The 14834-nt window shown below is 62.1% G+C and carries 15 protein-coding genes; 9 read left to right on the top strand and 6 right to left on the bottom strand.

What is annotated here, in order from left to right; translation table 11 throughout:
- Positions 1-239 precede the first annotated feature (239 nt).
- Entirely contained in the window at positions 240-683 is a 444-nt protein-coding gene (locus IVB22_RS08075) for a hypothetical protein (protein ID WP_247516760.1), read from the bottom strand.
- Positions 684-782: 99 nt separating this feature from the next.
- Here IVB22_RS08075 and IVB22_RS08070 point away from each other — a divergent pair, with 99 nt between their 5' ends.
- Positions 783-1373: a cysteine hydrolase family protein gene (locus tag IVB22_RS08070; RefSeq protein WP_247516759.1), complete on the top strand. Its 591-nt coding sequence runs from the start codon at positions 783-785 to the stop codon at positions 1371-1373.
- An 81-nt stretch (positions 1374-1454) separates the two neighbouring features.
- Positions 1455-2531, top strand: coding sequence for a flavodoxin family protein (locus IVB22_RS08065; protein ID WP_247516758.1), 1077 nt, complete (start codon positions 1455-1457; stop codon positions 2529-2531).
- Between the two features lie 106 nt (positions 2532-2637).
- On the opposite strand, the gene IVB22_RS08060 is transcribed toward IVB22_RS08065, so the two are convergent.
- The 5 genes from IVB22_RS08060 to IVB22_RS08040 all read right to left on the bottom strand — a co-directional run bounded on the left by IVB22_RS08060 (position 2638) and on the right by IVB22_RS08040 (position 7388).
- Entirely contained in the window at positions 2638-3489 is an 852-nt protein-coding gene (locus tag IVB22_RS08060) for a 3-hydroxybutyryl-CoA dehydrogenase (protein ID WP_247516757.1), read from the bottom strand.
- Positions 3490-3697: 208 nt separating this feature from the next.
- A complete protein-coding gene (gor, locus tag IVB22_RS08055) occupies positions 3698-5083 on the bottom strand; it encodes a glutathione-disulfide reductase (protein WP_247516756.1) in 1386 nt (461 codons plus the stop codon).
- 111 nt (positions 5084-5194) lie between these two features.
- Entirely contained in the window at positions 5195-5734 is a 540-nt protein-coding gene (locus IVB22_RS08050) for a DUF2059 domain-containing protein (RefSeq protein WP_247516755.1), read from the bottom strand.
- A gap of 25 nt (positions 5735-5759) precedes the next feature.
- Positions 5760-6458 (bottom strand): ribose-5-phosphate isomerase RpiA, encoded by a 699-nt coding sequence (rpiA, locus tag IVB22_RS08045; protein WP_247516754.1) that lies wholly within the window; start codon positions 6456-6458, stop codon positions 5760-5762.
- Positions 6459-6551: 93 nt separating this feature from the next.
- Complete coding sequence (locus tag IVB22_RS08040) at positions 6552-7388, bottom strand: SDR family NAD(P)-dependent oxidoreductase (RefSeq protein ID WP_247516753.1); 837 nt, start codon at positions 7386-7388, stop codon at positions 6552-6554.
- Between the two features lie 67 nt (positions 7389-7455).
- Between IVB22_RS08040 and gph the strand changes: the two genes are divergently transcribed.
- The 7 genes from gph (at position 7456) to IVB22_RS08005 (ending at position 14816) form a co-directional block, all read left to right on the top strand.
- Positions 7456-8142 (top strand): phosphoglycolate phosphatase, encoded by a 687-nt coding sequence (gene gph, locus IVB22_RS08035; RefSeq protein WP_247516752.1) that lies wholly within the window; start codon positions 7456-7458, stop codon positions 8140-8142.
- Between the two features lie 195 nt (positions 8143-8337).
- Positions 8338-8685: a hypothetical protein gene (locus tag IVB22_RS08030; protein ID WP_308200363.1), complete on the top strand. Its 348-nt coding sequence runs from the start codon at positions 8338-8340 to the stop codon at positions 8683-8685.
- Between the two features lie 133 nt (positions 8686-8818).
- Positions 8819-9847 (top strand): GTP 3',8-cyclase MoaA, encoded by a 1029-nt coding sequence (gene moaA, locus IVB22_RS08025; protein ID WP_247516751.1) that lies wholly within the window; start codon positions 8819-8821, stop codon positions 9845-9847.
- Between the two features lie 359 nt (positions 9848-10206).
- Positions 10207-10746, top strand: coding sequence for a TRAP transporter small permease subunit (locus tag IVB22_RS08020; RefSeq protein ID WP_247516750.1), 540 nt, complete (start codon positions 10207-10209; stop codon positions 10744-10746).
- On the top strand, positions 10743-12344 hold the full coding sequence (locus tag IVB22_RS08015; protein WP_247516749.1) for a TRAP transporter large permease subunit: 1602 nt from the start codon (positions 10743-10745) through the stop codon (positions 12342-12344). The genes IVB22_RS08020 and IVB22_RS08015 overlap by 4 nt, the downstream gene beginning before the upstream one ends.
- Positions 12345-12550: 206 nt before the next feature.
- Positions 12551-13132, top strand: coding sequence for a TRAP transporter small permease subunit (locus IVB22_RS08010; protein ID WP_247516977.1), 582 nt, complete (start codon positions 12551-12553; stop codon positions 13130-13132).
- A 28-nt stretch (positions 13133-13160) separates the two neighbouring features.
- The gene (locus IVB22_RS08005) at positions 13161-14816 is read left to right on the top strand and encodes a TRAP transporter large permease subunit (protein ID WP_247516748.1); all 1656 of its coding nucleotides are present in this window, start codon (positions 13161-13163) and stop codon (positions 14814-14816) included.
- Positions 14817-14834 lie beyond the last annotated feature (18 nt).

The raw sequence follows: 14834 nt of genomic DNA, 5'->3' as shown, positions 1-14834 counted from the left end.
ATAATGGCTCATTCCTCTCAATCGATCTTATTCCTCTCAATCGATATTATAGCTCGCCCGGCAGTTCGGATCGACTGTCGGGCTTTGCATTGCTGCATGCGGGGCGTCACCGATGCTTGGATCGTGCAGTTTCGTAGGGGCAAAGGCGCTCTGCGCCGTGCCCACATCTCGCGGCCATCGTGACTCTGTATGGTGTGCACGCTTCGCTTTGCCCACCCTACGCGCTCGCTGTATGTCCGCTACACGCGCCTGAATGCAATCGCGCGAGCGATCGATCGGGCTCGCGTGCGAACCGCGCCGCCATCGTTGCCGCTATGAACGATCCACTGGCCGTCAGGTGTTTGCCCGGTAATGATCCCGACGTGATGCGGCCAGACCACCACCACGCCGATTCCGGGGCCGCCGGCATTCATGCCTTCGTTCGCCCAAGAGCGCGCGAGCGCAAGGCGACGATCCGGTTTGCCAAGATATTTGCTTAAGTAACTGCCGCACCAGCCATGCGCCCGGTGACCGTGGTGCCGGTGTTGAGGACGCGCATTCGCTTCAACAGAAAAGACGAACAGGAGAACAGAAGCGACCGCGAAAGGTTTCAACATGGGGTTACTCCACAAACGTTGATGGCTGGAGGGACAAGCGCGCCGCCAACAGCGATCGATCCGGGATGGTTCCGGCATGACTGCCATTCGTCCGCCGCAGAATGAGCGCCACGGCGGCCTTGAGGCGCCATTGAAACCAGTTCTTGCTTACCGAATTAGCCCTTCCAGCAAGGTGAGAGGTCGTCCATGGAAGGCATTCGCGACGCGGCGCATCTGTGCATCGATATGCAGAACATCTTCGCCAAAGGCGGCGTTTGGGAAACGCCATGGATGGAAAGGGTAGTGCCGGTCATTTCGGACCTCTGCGCGCGCTACAGGGAGCGGACGGTATTCACACGCTTCATCACGCCCGAGCGGCCGCAGGACCGGCGCGGTCAATGGCAGGCCTATTTCACGAGATGGCAACGCGCGACGCGCAGCAATCTCGCACCCGGCGCCCTTGATATCGTGCCGGAGCTTGCGCGCTACTCGCCGCCGGCGCTCGTCGTCGACAAGCCCGCCTATTCGGCGTTCTTCGGCTCACGGCTCGGTCATTTGCTGGTGGAGCGGCACGTCGGGACGGTGGTGGTGTCGGGCGCGGAGACCGACGTCTGCGTGCTCTCCACCGTGCTCGGCGCGGTCGATCTCGGCTTCCGCGTCGTCATCGTGCAGGACGCGCTGTGCAGCTCTTCCGACACCGGGCACGATGCGCTGATGACCATGTACCGGACCAGGTTTCACGAACAGATCGATCTCGTCAGCGCTGAGGAGCTGTTCGAGATGTGGCATCCGGATTAGCCGCGCCGACGCCCGCTGGGAACTGCCGCTGTACGTCCGACGTTGACTTCGTTGCAGTCAACGCACGAGAGGATTCAGCCTATGGCGGAGCCGGATGTTCGCAAGGGAATGTCGCCCGTCAAATTGCCGCGCGAGGAATTCGAGAAGCGCTATCGCAGGCGCTTCGTCGATCCGGCCTTCCGTCCGCTGCAGCGCGAACTCGACGCTATCGTCGCGGCCGCGTGGGATGCCTATAGCCATTCGCGAAAGGCCCCGCTGACGCGCAAGGCCGGCCCCGGGTTCGCCGATCCGGAATATGAAATCTCGCTGGACTGGCTCGCCGCGCGTGAGGCCATTCTTGAAGCGCAGCGGCGCCACGACGATGCGGCCGCGCAGCCGCGCATGCTCATCATCAACGGCTCGGCGCGCAGCGAGCATACCTGTCCCGGCGAGATGTCGAAGAGCTGGCGGCTGGTCAAGCTCGCCGAACCGGTGTTGGGCGAAATGGGATTCGCGGTCGACATCCTCGACCTGTCGCGCCTGGCGTCGGAATACGGCCGGCAAATTCATCCCTGCAAATCCTGCGTCTCCACCGCGATGCCGCTCTGCCACTGGCCGTGCAGTTGCTATCCGAACTATTCGCTGAGCCAGACCGACGACTGGATGAACGCGATCTATCCGTTGTGGGTCGCAGCCCACGGCATCCTGATCGTGACGCCGGTGAACTGGTATCACGCGCCGACCGCGCTGAAGGCGATGATCGACCGGCTGGTCTGCGCCGATGGCGGCAATCCCGATCCGACGTCGACGCATGGCAAGCACGCCGACCAGGCCAAGGCGCTCGAACTGAAAGGCTGGCCCTATCCGCGTCACCTGGCCGGCCGACATTTCGGGCTCGTCGTGCACGGCGACAGCGCGGGCGCAGAGACGCTGCGCCGCTCCCTTTCGGACTGGCTGACCGACATGGCGCTGATCTCGGCGGGCAGGACCGGCGAAGCCGACGGCTATATTGGCTACATGGAGCCCTACGCCAATTCGCACCAAGCGCTCGATGAGGATCGGGAGTTTCAGGAGGAGACGATCAACGTCGCCCGCGCGCTCGGCAATGCGGTAACGCTGGCGCGCGCGGGCAAACTGGACAACCCCGCCGAGGGGCTTGTCGATCCCAATCCGAAATGACTGCGTAGGGTGGGCAAAGGCGCACCGCGCCGTGCCCACCATCTATCCACTTGTTACACTGAATGGTGGGCACGCTTCGCTTTGCCCACCCTACTTTCCGCCCCACTCACTTGCCGTAGCTATAAAACCCCTGCCCGGTCTTGCGGCCGAGATGGCCGGCGGCGACCATTTCCTTCAGCAGCGGCGCGGGGCGATATTTCGGATCGTTGAAGCCCTCATAAAAGACTTCCATCACCGACAGCATGGTGTCGAGACCGATCATGTCGGCCAGCGCCAGCGGGCCGATCGGGTGGTTGCAGCCGAGCTTCATGCCGGCGTCGAGGTCTTCCGCCGTGGCGATGCCTTCCTGAAGCGCAAAGATCGCTTCGTTGATCATCGGGCACAGGATGCGGTTGACGGCAAAGCCGGGGCTGTTCTTCGCCGTGATGGATACCTTGCCGATCCGTTTTGCAAAGGCCTCCGCCTTGCCATGCGTATCATCCGACGTCTGCAAGCCACGGATCAATTCCAGCAGCGCCATCAGCGGCACCGGATTGAAGAAGTGCAGGCCGATGAATCGGTCCGGTCGGTCGGTCGCGGCGGCGAGCTTGGTAATCGAGATCGAGGAGGTGTTGGTGGCCAGCAGCGCCCGCGGCTGCAGCTTTGTGCAGAGATCCTTCAGGATCTTGACCTTCAAATCCTCATTCTCGGTCGCCGCCTCGATGACGAGATCGCAGGTGGAAAACTTCGCGGTGTCCGTGCTCGTCGTGATCCGCGCCAGCGCGGCCTGCCGGTCGGCATCGGTCATCTTCTGCTTGTTGACGAGCCGCTCCAGGCTGTTTGAGACAACGGACATGCCGCGCGTCAGCGCAGCATCGGAGATGTCGGTCATGACGACGGGAAGGCCGGCGGCGGCGCACACCTGCGCTATGCCGTTGCCCATGGTTCCTGCGCCTACGATACCGATTTGCTCAATCATAGCGTACCTCTATTCTTGAATACTGGATTACGTCGTTATCAGAACGTGGCGGCTGTCGGTAGACCGCTGCCCGTAGGATGGGTGGAGCGAAGCGATACCCATCTATTGCGCGTCACCGCAGGTGATGGGTTTCGCAAAGAGCTCAACCCGCCCTATGAGCTGGACGTGATTTGATGGGTATCGCTTCGCTCCACCCATCCTACGGCCCCTACTCCGCTGCCTGCCTCACATACCGCGCCGTCGGCGTCCGCATCGTCACCAGCTCTTCGGCGGCTGTCGGATGCAGCGCGATCGTGGCGTCGAAATCGGCTTTGGTCGCCTTCATCTTCACCGCGATGGCAACCGCCTGGACGATTTCGGCGGCGGTGTCGCCGACGATGTGGCAGCCGAGCACGCGATCCGTCGTGCCGTCGACCACGAGCTTCATCAGCACGCGGGTGTCGCGGCCGGACATCGTCGCCTTGATCGGACGGAAATCGGCCTTGTAGATGTCGACATGGCTCACCTGCGCTCGCGCCTGCGCTTCTGTCAGGCCCACGGTGCCAACCTCGGGCTGCGAGAACACGGCCGTCGGGATGGTGGCGTGATCGACCTGGACGGGGCGCTTGCCGAACACGGTATCCGCGAAGGCATGGCCCTCGCGGATCGCCACCGGCGTCAAATTGAGGCGATGGGTGACGTCGCCGATCGCATAGATGCTGTCGACCGAGGTCTTCGACCAGTCATCGACGGCGATGCCGCCATTGGCCGGGTTGATGGCGACACCGGCCTTCTCGAGACCGAGATTGGCGACGTTCGGGTGCCGCCCGATCGCGAACATCACCTTGTCGGAGGCGATGCTCGAACCGCTAGACAAATGGGTGGTGAATTCGCTGCCGTGCTTGTCCACTTTATCGATGGTGCAGCCGGTGATGATCGTGATGCCCTGCTTTTCCATCTCGGCGCGCACGTGCTTGCGGACGTCCTCGTCAAAACCGCGCAAAATGTTGTCGCCGCGATAGATCACGGTCACGTCGGAACCGAAGCCGGCAAAGATGCCGGCGAATTCCAGCGCGATATAGCCGCCGCCCTGGATCACGATGCGCTTCGGCAGTTCGGTGAGATGAAACGCCTCGTTCGAGGAGATGACGTGTTCGATGCCGGGGATTTCGCGGCCGTGGTTGGGTGCGCCGCCGGTCGCGATCAGGATGTATTTCGCGGTGATCTTTTCGCCGGTCATCAGCCGCAGCGTGTGGGCGTCTTCCAGCACCGCGCGGGTCTTTGCGATGCACGCGCCTGATTTCTCGACATTGGCGGCGTAGATGCCTTCGAGCCTCGCGATCTCCTTGTCCTTGTTGGCGACCAGCGTCGGCCAGTCGAAGGAAACCTCGGGAATGGTCCAGCCGAAGCCTTTTGCGTCCTCGACCTCGTGCTTGACGTGCGAGCCGAGCACGAACAGCTTTTTCGGCACGCAGCCGCGGATCACGCAGGTGCCGCCCATCCGGTATTCTTCAGCGACCATGACCCTGGCGCCGTAGCCGGCGGCGATGCGCGCGGCGCGAACGCCGCCCGAACCACCGCCGATGACGAACAGATCGACGTCGAACTCAGCCATATCAACCCCGCCCGAAGCCGCTTCTCGTTTCTCTTTTAGTTTGACGCGTTTTCTTCACGCGAACCGGAAGTCCACCCTCGGATCAAGTCCGAGGGCATGCTTCGCTAAAGATCAGATTTCCTTGCCGCGCTTCCTCATCTCGGCCCGGAACTGGCCGTTGATGGTTTCGGCAAAGGCCTGCGCCCACTGGTTCATGTAGGACATGCTGAACTGGATGGCGCGGGGCTCGCTCGTGAGCAGCTTCTGGCCGAGCGGCGACTTGTAGAACGTCACGAGGTCCTTCAGCTCCTGCTCGGTGAACTCGTTGGCATAGACCTGCGCCATGCCCTCGCCGATTTCCTTCTCGCGGCCGGCGAGATTCTTGGCAACGATGATGGCGACCTCGTTGAGATCTTTCTGGTAGTTCAGATTGCTCTGCAGCAGTGTGTTCTTGGTCTGCTCGACGAGATTGGGAACGGCGTTGGCGTACATCGCCGCCGCGTTCTTCATCGCCAGGATTTCCTTGGCAGCGGCGATCGCCGCCGGCGAACCGGGCTTGAGTTGCGTCGTCGCGGCGGGCGCGTTCTTCTGCTGCGCGTCGGCCGGAACGGCAGCCAGGGCCAGTCCCACTGCAAGGCCGGCCGCCGACAAAATCCGTGAAAGGCTCTTCATTACCAATTCTCCTCGATTACCGGCGTTACCGCCGCTCAACTACGCGAATTCCCTGCGCACCTGCCAGGACGGCGGTGTTGGCCAAGCCAATGAACAACCCGTGTTCGACGACACCCGGGATCAGGCTCAACAGGCCCGCCAGACGCGGCGCATCCGTGATGCGCCCGAGGTGGGCATCGATAATCCAGTGGCCGCCATCGGTGACAAAAACGTGGCCGTCCTTGCCCTTGCGGAGCCCCATTTGCCCGGAAACGCCGCTTTGGGCAAATGCCGTGGCCATGGCCCGCCTGGTGGCGGCCAGCCCGAACGGAATCACCTCTACAGGTAGGGGGAAACGGCCGAGAACATCGACCCATTTGGTGTCGTCGGCAATCACGATCATGCGATCCGAGGCCGCCGCCACGATCTTCTCCCGCAACAGCGCGCCGCCGCCGCCCTTGATCAGGTTGAGCGCCGGGTCGAGCTCGTCAGCGCCATCGACGGTGAGATCGAGCCGGTCGACTTCATCGAGCGTGGTCAGCGGAATTTTGCATGCTTCGGCCTGGGCGCGGGTCGCTTCCGAGGTCGGCACGCCCACCACTTTCATCCCGCCCGCAACCTTCTGGCCGAGCAGCTCGACGAAATGCTTGGCGGTCGAGCCGGTGCCGAGCCCGAGCTTCATGCCGTCGCTGACGTGCTCCAGGGCTTTCGCCGCTGCCTGCCGCTTCAGTTGATCCATATCCACGTGCTGACGATGCCTCTCAAGAACCCGCCGGTGACGTTTCTCTAGCGTCGTTTTGGCCTTGGGAACAGCGCCTAAAGTCTTGCGTGAGAAGGATTATGGGGGTGAAACCCCGTCCATCGCGGCCAGAATCGCGGCAAAGCGCGCCTCAACCTCGGCCCGCATGCCCGGATGGGTGAAAATATAGAGCTCATCTTCCCGGATCGCGGTGAGCACGCGTTCGGCGACCGCGTCGGGCTCAAGCCCTGCGTCGATATTCCGGGCAATCTCGGCCACCATGGCCACCGCCGGACTGGCGGGATCGAGTGGCTGCGACTGGCCGTAGCGCTCGGGCCGGTTGCGCCCGCTCTCGCCGATACGCGTGCGCACGTAACTCGGACATAGAACGCTGACGCCAATGCCGTGCGGCTTGAGCCGAAGGCTAAGCCCCTCCGACATGCTGACAACAGCAAATTTGCTCGCCCCGTAGGGGCTGAATCCCAGGTCGCTCTGCATGCCCGCCATCGACGCGGTGTTGACGATATGGCCGCCTTCGCCGTGGGCGCGGATATGAGGCAGAAAGCTTTTGATGCCGTGGAGCACGCCCATCAGGTTGACATCGATGACCCATCGCCAATTGTCCAGCGAGATGTGGTCGATACCGCCGCCGGCAGCCACGCCTGCATTGTTGCACACGACATGCACGCGCCCGAAAGCATCGAAGGAGGACTTCGCCGCGCGTTCAACGCTTGCGGCGTCGGCGACATCGCAGAGGGTGCCGCTTATGTCGGGGGAGATTTCCTGCAGGCTTTTGACGGCGGCCTGCAGCGCATCCGCCTCGATATCGGCCAGCATCACCTTCATGCCGGATTGAGCAAACGCCCGGCCGAGTGCAAGTCCGATGCCTCCAGCGCCGCCGGTCACAAAAGCTGTCTTGCCGGCGAGGTCCCGCATGGTCTCATCTCCCGAGATTTGCAGTTCCCTACTTGCATGATGCCGCGCCTGCCGCTAGCGAATTCCCATGACCCTTCCCCGCACCGTTGTCTTCGACCTCGACGGCACGCTGGTCGACACCGCGCCCGACCTGATTGCCGCACTCAATTTCGTGCTCGACCGCGAAGGCATGCCGCCGGTCCCGCTGAAATCCGCGCGCAACATGATCGGCGCCGGCGCCCGCAAGCTGATCGAACGTGGCCTCGAGGTAGAAGGCCGCGCGATGAGCGTCGAGGACGTCAACCGCCTCACTAAGGATTTCATCGACTATTACGCCGCCCACATCGCCGACGCCTCGCGGCCGTTCGAGGGGCTGGAAGCCGCGCTCGACGAGCTTGCGGCACAGGGTTGCCGCTTTGCGGTGTGCACCAACAAGCTGGAATGGCTGTCGAAGCGGCTGCTCGACCAATTGGGCCTGAGCGGACGATTTTCTGCCATCTGCGGCGCCGATACGTTCGGCGTCTCCAAGCCCGATCCCGTCATTTTGCAGCAGACGGTGGCGCGGGCCGGCGGCGATCTGGCTACGACCATCATGGTTGGCGACGCCGGCCCCGACGTCGGCGTGGCGAGGCGGGCCGGCGTTCCCGTGATCGGGGTCGAGTTCGGCTACACGGATGTGCCAATCGCCGATTTGAAACCGGACCGGCTGATCGGCCATATGCGCGAGCTGCCGGCGGCGGTGGAAAGCCTCAGCAAGGTTTCGTCCCGGACATAACCATCTGATTTAATTTACGTATTTAAAGCGCTATTGCTCGGCGTTAGCCATTCTTTAACGAATTTTCCCGGCCTGGTTGCAGCTCTATTCTCGCACTCCTATGGTTCGCCAACCATCGCGATTGCCATCACCGGGGCGAGTCTCGCCGGGTGCTCGTCGTTTTCCCTTGATTCCTCCAAGCCGGCGCCGCCGCTGGTGAAGGTTGCGCCGGAATCAGCGCCGCCGGGAGCGGATGCAACGACCTCGCTCGGACCGGCCTGTAAAACCCCCTGCTCGATCGATGTGCCCGCGCCTGATGCCGGCTTCTCCGTCACTTTCGCCAGCCCCAAGTTCCAGCCGGTCACGGTTCCGGTGCAGGTGGTCCGCGATCCCGGCGATTTTGCTTCGCCGCCGATGACCATCATCGACCCGAGCCCGGTGTTCGCGGAACTCACGCCGGCCGTACCGCCGCCGAAGGCGCGCAACCCGATGCGCCCGGAGAACCCAAAGTCCAAGGCCGCCGCAGCGTCGAACCCGGCCCCCGTGCAGCCCGCGGCCCGCTGAATGCCGCCCCCCGCCGGACCTCGCAACTGCGCCCGCAAGCTTGCTGATTGTAGGCGCCTTACAACATGCCTACATTATGCTAGCGAGCTAACACGTGAAGACCCCGGTACAAGGCAGTTGCAAGGCAGCTTGAATGAGCGGATCTCCGTCACCCGATCAGTTGTTTCGTCCGATGGTCGATCCGTTCGGCCGGACCATCCGGTATCTGCGCGTGTCGGTGACCGATCGCTGCGACCTGCGCTGCTTCTACTGCATGTCCGAGGACATGACCTTCCTGCCGAAGAAGGACCTGCTGACGCTGGAAGAACTCGACCGGCTGTGCTCGGCCTTCATCGCCAAGGGCGTGCGCAAGATCCGCCTCACCGGCGGCGAGCCGCTGGTCCGGCGCAACGTGATGTCACTGGTGCGCTCGCTGTCGCGGCATCTTTCAAGCGGCGCGCTCGATGAGCTGACGCTGACCACCAACGCTTCGCAACTGGCGCGCTTCGCCGGCGAATTGCGCGACTGCGGCGTCCGCCGTGTCAACGTCTCGCTCGACACGCTCGATGCGCAGAAGTTCCGCGCCATCACGCGCTGGGGCGATCTCGACAAGGTCTTGACCGGCATCGAGGCCGCGCGCGACGCAGGCCTTGCGGTCAAGATCAACGCGGTGGCGCTGAAGAACATGAACGAGGAAGAAATCCCCTCGCTGATGGAATGGGCGCACGGCAAGGGCATGGCGCTGACGCTGATCGAAGTGATGCCGATGGGCGACATCGGCGAAGGCCGGATCGATCAGTACGTGCCGCTATCGTTGTTACGTGCGCGCCTCGCCCAGCACTACACGCTGACCGACCTCGACGACGATACAGGCGGCCCCGCTCGCTATGTCCGCGTTGCCGAGACCGGCGGCAAGCTCGGCTTCATCACGCCGATGACGCATAATTTCTGCGAGTCCTGTAACCGGGTGCGGATCACCTGCACCGGCACGCTGCACACCTGCCTCGGCCACGAGGATGCCTCCGATTTGCGCAAGCCGTTGCGGGCTTCCTCCGACGACGACCTGCTGTCGGCCGCGATCGATCGCGCCATCGGGCTGAAGCCGAAGGGCCACGACTTCATTATCGACCGCCGGCATAACCGTCCCAGTGTTAGCCGCCACATGAGCGTTACCGGCGGTTGAAATTTTCGGCGCCAGATTAAGGCTTTTCGCGCAACAAATCGATCCTGCGCGCCGATTTTCCATTCTCCCAATTGACGCCGTCCCGCCGCGCTGAAATGGTGCGGCTGCTTTCACGCCAGCACGGTCGCAACAGGCCGCTGCACCTTCAAGGTGCAGTCAAGACGGCGGTGGCACGAGATTGGGGGAGGACTATCGTTGCAATCGCTCCAGCGAATGAGCTGTGAATCGGCGCTTTTTTTTGCGCCGAAACGAACCCGCGCGCTTGCTGCGCGGCAGCAGCTCTGCGCGCCTGGCGCGTAGTGGCAATGCAATATCAATGAAAAATCCGGCGCGTCGATGACGTGTCCGAGGAGAGCATAATGCGCCCGTTGTTGGCACTGAGTAACTCTATCGATTGGCTCAACGAGAAACTAGGCGGCGTCTGCAACTGGCTCGTGCTCGCAGCCTGCGTGGTGAGCGCCGCCAACGCCATGATCCGCTACGCCTTCGGCTACAGCTCCAATGCCTGGCTCGAATTGCAATGGTACATGTTCGCCATCTTCGTAATGTTCGGCGCTTCCTATACGTTCAAGAAGAACGAGCATGTTCGGGTTGAAATCCTCTACCTGATGCTGTCGGAGCGCGGGCAGCTCTGGCTCGACCTGATCGGAACGCTGTGCTTCCTGATCCCGGCCTGCCTGCTGCTCAGCTATCTGTCGTGGCCGTTCTTCATGCAGGCCTACGCGGTCGGCGAGACCTCGAGCAATGCCGGCGGCCTGCTGCGCTGGCCGATCAAGCTCGTCGTTCCCGTTGGCTTCGTTTTCCTGGCGCTGCAAGGCGTCTCCGAGGTGATCAAGCGCATCGCTGCACTGAAGGGTTATGTCGTGATCGATGCGAAGTATGAGAGGCCTACCCAATGATCACGCTGGACATGATGCCGCCGCTGATGTTCGGCGGCTTGATTCTGGCCATGCTGATCGGCTTCCCGGTGGCCTTCACGCTGGCCGCGCTCGGGCTGTCGTTCGGGTTCCTGTCGATCTATCTCGGCTTCTTCGACATGAACTTCCTGCAGGCGATTCCCGGCCGTATTTTCGGCGGTGTGCTTTCCAACGAATTGCTGCTGGCGATTCCCTTCTTCACCTTCATGGGCTCTGTCCTCGAGCGGTGCGGTCTCGCCGAAGACATGCTGGATTCGATGGGTCAGCTGTTCGGCCCGGTCCGCGGCGGCCTCGGCTATTCCGTCATCATCGTCGGCTTCATCCTCGGCGCGATCACCGGCACGGTGGCGGCGCAGGTCATCGCTATGGCGCTGATCTCGATGCCGGTGATGCTCCGCTACGGCTATAACGTGCGCTACATCACCGGCGTGCTCGCCGCATCCGGCACCATCACCCAGTTGGTACCACCCTCGCTGGTGCTGATCGTGATGGCCGACCAGCTCGGCAAGTCGGTCGGCGACATGTATCTCGGCGCCTGGGGGCCGTCGCTCCTGCAGATCGCGCTGTTCGCCGGCTACACATTCGTTCTGAGTATCTTCCTGCCCCATCACGTCCCGGCCGTGCCCAGAGACGCGCTGACGCTGCGGGGCTGGCCGCTCTGGCGCAAATGCCTGATGGGCATCATTCCCTCCGCCGTGCTGATCTTCGTGGTGCTGGGCACCATGATGATGGGCCTGGCGACCCCGACGGAAGCCGGCGCGATGGGTGCCATCGGCGCGATCGTTCTCGCCGCAATCCACCACAAGGATCTGAGCAGCAAGGGGCACAAGATGCTCCTCGTCGGCATCGCCGCCACCGGCGTCGCCGTGATCGTCGGAATTCTCGTCGGCGAAGGCAAGCTGTTGAAACTGACGTTCGCGGTGCTCTATCTCGCCGTCGTCTGGCTCTGCCTCGAAGCCGTCCGCATTCCGGACCTGCGCGACCTGATCAAGCAGGGCTACCAATCGACCATGCGTCTCTCGACCATGGTGGTGTTCATCCTGATCGGCTCGACCTGCTTCTCGGTGGTATTCCTCGGCGTCAATGGCGGGGTCTGGCTCGAGCACCATCTGACTTCGATCCCCGGCGGCGTCTGGGGCTTCCTGATCTTCATCAACCTCTTCATCTTCTTCCTGGCGTTCTTCCTCGACTTCTTCGAGATCGCCTTCATCATTCTGCCGATGGTGGCGCCGATCGCGCAGAAGGTGCTGGCGCCGGTCGTCGGCCCCGATGCCGCGCTGATCTGGTTCGGCGTCATGCTTTGCGTCAATATGCAGACGTCGTTCCTGCATCCACCGTTCGGCTTCGCGCTGTTCTATCTGCGCGGCGTTGCGCCGAAGGAGGTCAAGAGCTCCGACATCTATTGGGGCGCCCTGCCCTGGATCGGCCTGCAGGCGATCATGGTGGCGATCGTGATCGCGTTCCCCGTCACGGTGACGGCTCTGCTCGACAAGCCGCTCGACGTCGATCTCAGCAAGGTAAAAATCGTGGTGCCGGAAATCGAGCTCCCGCCGCTGGATTTCGGCCCTCAAAAGCAATAGCGCAGCCCGGGCCCAGGTTGGCCGGGGCCGGGGGTGGACGACCCCGATCCACAGGGCTGATTCCCTTTCAATATCAACAAACTTCCAATTGACGGCTGCTTCGCCCGCTGGTTTGGTGCGATGGCTTCATGCTAGCCGGGCTGGATAGGCCGCAGTGCCCGACGGGTACCGTCAAGACTGCAGATGCGAATTGGGGAGGATTGCCGTTGCAAGCGCTCTTGAAATTGAGCCGTGGAATCGACGCGTTCACGCGGTGGACGGGTAAGCGCCTGGCGTGGCTGATTCTCGTTGCCGTGGTGATTTCGGCCGTCAACGCCATCATGCGCAAAACGTTCGACATTTCATCCAACTCATGGCTTGAGCTGCAATGGGTGCTCTTCAGCATCGTCTTTCTGCTTTGCTCGCCGTGGACTTTGCTCGACAACGAACACATCCGGATCGACATCGTCAGTAATGCGCTACCGAAGACCGCACGCAACGTGATCGATGTCGTTGGGCACACGCTCTTTCTGATGCCGCTGTGCGTCGTCATGATCATCACCGGCGGCCCGTTTTTTATGCGATCGTTCGAAGTCAACGAGCAATCGGGCAACGCAGGCGGGCTTCCGCAATGGCCCGCCAAATCGCTGGTTATCATCGGATTCGTGTTCTTGCTGGTTCAGGGCATTTCCGAGCTGATCAAGCGCATCGCCGTGATGCGCGGCCTTATTCCAGATCCACACGCATCACAAGTACCCGCGCTCGAGGCCGAGGTCGAACACCTCGTCGAGGCCATCGAAAAACGCTGATCGCGCACGCGGTGGCAGAGGACAAGAGATGACATCCTTCCTTATCGCCAACATGGCGCCGATCATGTTCACGGCGCTGGTGATCATGCTGCTGCTTGGCTATCCGGCGGCGTTTTCGCTCGGTGCGGTCGGCCTGCTTTTCGCTATCGTCGGCATCGAACTTGGAGAGTTCCGGCCGGACTTCCTGCAGGCTCTCCCCGAGCGTGTTTACGGCGTGATGAACAACGACACGCTGCTCGCGATCCCGTTCTTTACGTTCATGGGGTTGGTGCTGGAGCGATCCGGCATGGCCGAGGACTTGCTCGATACCATCGGACAATTGTTCGGCACCATCCGCGGCGGTCTCGCCTATGCCGTCGTGTTCGTTGGCGCCCTGCTCGCTGCTACGACCGGCGTCGTTGCCGCTTCCGTGATCTCGATGGGCCTGATCTCGCTGCCGATCATGTTGCGCTATGGCTACGACCGCCGGATGGCGACGGGAATCATCGCGGCCTCAGGCACGTTGGCGCAAATCATTCCGCCTTCGCTGGTTCTGATCGTGATGGCCGACCAGCTCGGCAAGTCGGTCGGCGACATGTACGAAGGCGCCTTCATCCCGGGCATGGTGCTTGCGGGCCTGTATGCCGGATATGCCTTTCTCGTGACGATGATCTTCCCGAAGGCGGCTCCGGGGCTGCCGGCGGAGGCCATTGGCTTCCGGGAAAAGGACGGCAGCCGCGGCCTGCTTTCGCTCGGCGTGCTCACGCTGGCCAGTGTGGTTTTCGGCTGGTTCATGATGCGGCACTCTGACACCCGCGGCGCCGATTTCGTCGTACTCAGCATGTTCTTCGGTATCCTGTTCGCATTTTTCGTGGCCGTCCTGAACTGGGTGATCGACAAGCTTACCGGGTTTCGCTTCCTGTCCGCGATGGCGCAGCAAACGACCTTCGTCATGGTGCCGCCGCTGTTCCTGATCTTCCTTGTGCTTGGTACGATCTTTATCGGCGTCGCAACCCCTACCGAGGGTGGCGCGATGGGCGCGGCTGGCGCGATCATTCTCGGCGCAGCCAAGCGACGGCTAAGCTGGGACCTGATCCGGCAAGCCACGGAATCGACCGCGAAACTTTCCGCCTTCGTCATATTCATTCTGATTGGTGCGCGGGTGTTCTCGCTGACTTTCTACGGCGTGAACGGCCACGTGTGGGTCGAGCATCTGCTGACTTCCCTCCCCGGCGGCCAAATCGGCTTCCTTATTTTCGTCAACGCGCTTGTCTTCGTTCTTGCCTTCTTCCTCGACTTCTTCGAACTCGCCTTCATCATCATCCCGCTGCTCGGGCCGGTGGCCGAAAAACTCGGCATCGACCTGATCTGGTTCGGCGTGATCCTCGGCGTCAACATGCAGACGTCATTCATGCATCCGCCGTTCGGGTTCGCATTGTTCTATTTACGTTCAGTAGCCCCAAAAGAATCCTACATCGATCGGGTTACAGGCAAGCGTATGGATCCCGTCACGACCGGTCAGATCTATTGGGGCGCCGTGCCGTTCGTGGTGATCCAGGTTATCATGGTGCTGCTGGTGATCGCGTTCCCGCAGATGGTGATGCACTATAAGGGCACGGCATCGACAGTCGACCCGAACACGATCAAGATCGAGGTACCGCAGATCGAGATGCCGCCGTTGGATTTTGGCGGACCGAAACAGTAGCGGCGCAGGCCCCACGTG

This window comes from Bradyrhizobium sp. 190 (assembly GCF_023073415.1).
GTDB lineage: Bacteria > Pseudomonadota > Alphaproteobacteria > Rhizobiales > Xanthobacteraceae > Bradyrhizobium.
This window is presented reverse-complemented; position numbering and strand designations above follow the sequence as displayed.